Genomic DNA, 4,327 nt, shown 5'->3' with positions numbered 1-4,327 from the left:
TCTCACAAAGAATAAGAGAAGCGTTTCCTCTCATAACTTTTTTTAGTATTGATTTTTTATTGATAATTATTTACTGCTGTCCACTACAATGACATCGCCAAAAGAAATCAAAACACTGTTATTTATTCTTTTAGTCATTGTGAGCAGATAATTACCTTATCTTCATAACATAAACAAAATATAAAAAAGGAAAACAACTCCTTAATAGAAAGAGAAGTTTTTCCTTAAATCACTTAAATCAAAAAGAAAACACCTTCCCTATTTACCTAACTAAACCAGAGAAGTGTTTCCTTAAAATTACTTCTTATCTCACTGATTTACTAATTTTTATCTATAATATTTTTATTATTGCCCACTAGCGGCAGCTTCTACTGCCTGCTCTTCTCGCTTAATTGTCACAAGTGTTTCATTTATCTTCTTTAAACCACTATCAACAACAGTATTTCTTATTGCTATTGCTATTATTAATGTCTTATTCATTGCACCAGCAACCACACCATTCACTGCATACTCATTACCGACAGTAAGTTGATCAGTCTCAGTCTTAGCATTTTTAATCTTATCTATCATTGTTCATGGATCTACTTTAGATACCTAAGCAGCTAGTTTATCAACAGTGCCAGCAATAATAGCAATAATCATTAAAGGAGTAAGTGGGGGGTTGATAAATTAATTGGCTATTTAACTCAATTGGCTGCTGTCACTGATGATAGTTATGATATTGGTGATACTGCTAGTGCTGCTACTACAGTAGCTTTTGATAAGATTGGAGTCGACTCTATAATTTCAGAATTTAAACATTATAGAAATGCAAAAAAATCTGGAATAGAAATCAAGCTTGGAAATCCTCGAAATGTGGTGGCTAATGCAAATAGACCTAAGATGAAGTACAAAAAATAGATCCATGGACAATTAGCGATTCGCCTGCTACCGATACATATTTCACTTAACATCATAAGAGAGCCCCTTAACGCTCTCTTATCTTATTTATTTACACAAGTATCATGACCCAACACTAAATATATCTACTTAATCTACCTATTCATTTCCTAATTATGAAATTCATCATTATTTTTTAGATTCTGATGTGTTACTATCAGAACTTACAGGAGTATCATTTGTATCAACTTTCATCGCGTCTTTAACAGTTTTAAGTCCCATGTCAATTGTTTTCCTTACTGCTACAGTTAACGTATCTAATGCTTTAGTAACTGCACTCACTGCTGCTCCTTTAACCACAGGAGCATACTCAGCAGCCTCAGCACTAGGCCCAGCAAACTTACCGCCTTTAGACATAGCTCTTAATGCCATTCCTCCTGCTATAACTGCATCTTTCTTACCATTACCAGAATTACCATTGGCCTCATTGTGTTTAGCCAGAGTAAAAGTATCATCAGACTTAATAATAGCTTGTAAGATATCAGCACCGGTTATGGCTCCAACTGCCTTTGCAGCATCAGCAGCTGATTTCTTTGCAACATCAGCGGCTCCAGCATTATTATTAGCAAATAGCATACCCGCAGCATTATTATCACGATCACTAAGATCAGTAGCCTTTTTAGCATCCCCAGCAGCAGCATTCCCTTCTTTAAGTACCACTGCTACTATAACTTTAATTCCTTTTAATAAACTCTCAACATCACCAACAGTACCACCATTATTTTGAGCAGCAATATTACCAATTAAGTCATTCCCATCAGTACCAATAGCCTCACTAGCAGTCTTAGCTCCCTCTATTATCTTATCAAGAGTCTCAGTAATAAATTTCTTTACTGCACTCTCTATTCCCGCCGCATTCGGATTCCCCTCTTTTTTCATATCATTAACAATTTTATTAAGCCCATCTTTCACCCCTTGCACAGTATCCTGAACTGCCTTAAAATATTTCCCAACATCCGACTTCTTAGAATTAACATTTAACCCCAATACACTCCCCACAATATCGCCAAAAGAAGTGAAAACACCAATAAAATCATTACCCAAGCTAACCAAAGACTTTAAAAATTTATTCTGAGCACTACCTGCCTCTCCTTTTACTTGTTGTCCACATCCCATCATCCCCAAAATCATAATAATAAACAAACTTCTCTTGAAAATATTATTCATCTTCCCTATTCCCCCACACATCTCTTCTCCCCTTCTTATTTCTCTAATTCCTCTCATCATCATTTTCCCTCCTTAATCAACTCTTTAAAAATTCCTCCTACCTTAAATCCTCAATTTAAAGCTCCCTTCTCTTCCCTTTCCTCTCAGCTCATCTAAATAAGCTCTCCTCACTCATCTCATCTAACTTCTAAAAAAGTTACTCAGTCTTCATCCTTATCTCTTCTCTTCTTTATAAGTTCCCTTTCCTTCTTTAAAGAGTCTCTATTTCTCTTACTAACAACATTGCTCCAACAGAAAAAACACAATAAAAACGAACGAATAATATATAAATTGAAATTAACTTGCTAAAAAAACAAATGAGAAATGTTTAATAAAAAACACTCAAACGCCAAAAAGAAAAACAATTCTCCCTTTATGAAGATTGACGAAATATAAACTGAAAGTACTTCATTTATTAATGAGAAATTGGATTGGCTGAATGCATGACTTATCGAAAGATTTATAAATGCTGATGATGTCTCTAATGCTAGAGATGCAGTCATAACAGGAGGTATGGCGTTAAAAGCTATAGCTAAATGATAAATTACCTGGTGGCAAGACTGATAGTCATAATTTATATAAGCGCTTCCCAAATCATCTTTTAGCTTTAAAACATAAGAATTTAATTTCAAGTATCTTATTTACTTAATCTTATTTTTTATTTTACCAAGTTTAATTTGTAATATTTGCATAATAATTACGTCAAGAACACCTAACACCTTGTTAACGGATTTAACTGCAGCTTCTTTGACTTTTTCAACATAATTACTATGTTTGGTATTATCATCACCCTTATAATCAGCAAATTTACCATCCAATTCAATGGAAGACCAATTTAAATAAGGCATGGTTTGACCTTGAAAATACTATTAATAAAATTAATACTGCGATAAGCAAACTGAAAAGTACAAAATGGTAAAAATAAAACAATAACCAAATCCACTCATTGTTTTATACACTCTATTGCTATATAGTTGTCCAATAAAGAAAGCATTTGCAAAAGATACAAAAGAAAAATCCGATGATCTAATTAACAAGGCACAATCTATCTTGGATAATAAAACCCAAGCTAAAACTGATAAAGTAGATAAAAAAAACCTTTCAAGAAGCCCAAAAAAACGTAGTAGAAAAACTGTAGCAAGAAAAACAGCATAACCACAAGACAACAGCCCCACTTCTAAGGTTGATACTAATACTGTCAATGATTTATTAGGTGCAGAGTCTCTACGACCCAACTCATACTTCCAAAAAAGGAAAGAAGAAATCACCTATTCTTATTGCAAACAGTCACGATTCAACCTCCCCTAGCAGTCAAGAAAAGAAAGCGAATATCAGACAGCAAAGTAAAAAATACAACTTCTACAATCAATTCAAGCAACGAAATATCTCTCTCTTAAACAAAAGCTCTTTACCCCTATAAATTATTTAAGGAAAACACATCTTTTTTATAAGAGTTGTTTTCCTTTTGTTTTTATCTACTTCTTTTCATTTTACTTAATTATTTATTTTCTATCCAATTATTTTCCTTCAGATGTGTTCTTATCAAAAGTTACAGGAGGATCATTCACATTTATTTTAATTGCTTCTTTTACTGTTTTAAGTCCTGCATCAACTGTTTTTCTTATTGCTACAGTTAATGTATCTAATGCCTTAATGACTACACTGACTGCTGCTCCTTTAACTGGATCAGAAACATCTGCATCACTACTATTAGCAAACTTACCGCCCTTAGCCATTGCTCTTAAAGCTATACCTCCTGCTATAACCGCATCTTTAGGGGAAACACCAATATTAGCATTAGCATCATTATTTTCAGCTAACTTAGCTGATTTACCATTATCTTTAAYCATAGCTTGCAGGATATCAGCACCAGTTACCGCCCCAACTGCTTTRGCTGCATCAGTAACAACTTTTTTGGCATTAGCTTGAGCTCCAGCAGCACCATTACCAGTAACAAATAATTTAGCTGCTTCACCATCAGCAGCATTGCCATTAGTTCTTGCAGTAGAACCATCTGAAGCTTTTTTATCATCTCCCGATTCATCACTTCCCAAACCTTTAAGTGACACATCTACTATTGACTTAATTCCCTTTATTAAATTCGTAACATTCCCAGCAGCACCAGCGTTATTCTGAGCAGCAACATTACCAATTAGTTCATCACCATCAGTACCAATAGCCT

Annotated in this window: 5 protein-coding genes and 1 pseudogene; 2 read left to right on the top strand and 4 right to left on the bottom strand. The window is 34.0% G+C overall.

Going from position 1 to position 4,327, the window contains the following annotated elements; genetic code table 11:
- Positions 1-345: 345 nt before the first annotated feature.
- Positions 346-516, bottom strand: a pseudogene (locus U881_RS0100475) (variable large family protein); the annotation flags it as partial.
- Positions 517-690: 174 nt separating this feature from the next.
- Here U881_RS0100475 and U881_RS0100470 point away from each other — a divergent pair.
- Positions 691-900 carry a hypothetical protein gene (locus U881_RS0100470; protein WP_024652918.1) on the top strand — a complete coding sequence of 70 codons (210 nt, stop codon included), beginning with the start codon at positions 691-693 and terminating at the stop codon, positions 898-900.
- Between the two features lie 168 nt (positions 901-1,068).
- On the opposite strand, the gene U881_RS0100465 is transcribed toward U881_RS0100470, so the two are convergent.
- A complete protein-coding gene (locus U881_RS0100465) occupies positions 1,069-2,127 on the bottom strand; it encodes a variable large family protein (protein WP_235048102.1) in 1,059 nt (352 codons plus the stop codon).
- A 659-nt stretch (positions 2,128-2,786) separates the two neighbouring features.
- Complete coding sequence (locus tag U881_RS0100460) at positions 2,787-2,993, bottom strand: variable large family protein (RefSeq protein ID WP_024652916.1); 207 nt, start codon at positions 2,991-2,993, stop codon at positions 2,787-2,789.
- 115 nt (positions 2,994-3,108) lie between these two features.
- Here U881_RS0100460 and U881_RS12110 point away from each other — a divergent pair, with 115 nt between their 5' ends.
- Positions 3,109-3,300, top strand: coding sequence for a hypothetical protein (locus tag U881_RS12110; RefSeq protein ID WP_152520638.1), 192 nt, complete (start codon positions 3,109-3,111; stop codon positions 3,298-3,300).
- A gap of 362 nt (positions 3,301-3,662) precedes the next feature.
- On the opposite strand, the gene U881_RS0100450 is transcribed toward U881_RS12110, so the two are convergent.
- Positions 3,663-4,327 (bottom strand): variable large family protein (locus U881_RS0100450; protein ID WP_024652914.1); only part of this gene is annotated, 665 nt, incomplete at its 5' end.

Origin of the sequence: Borrelia persica No12 (assembly GCF_000500045.1) — a bacterium.
GTDB classification, from domain to species: Bacteria; Spirochaetota; Spirochaetia; order Borreliales; family Borreliaceae; genus Borrelia; species Borrelia persica.
This window is presented reverse-complemented; position numbering and strand designations above follow the sequence as displayed.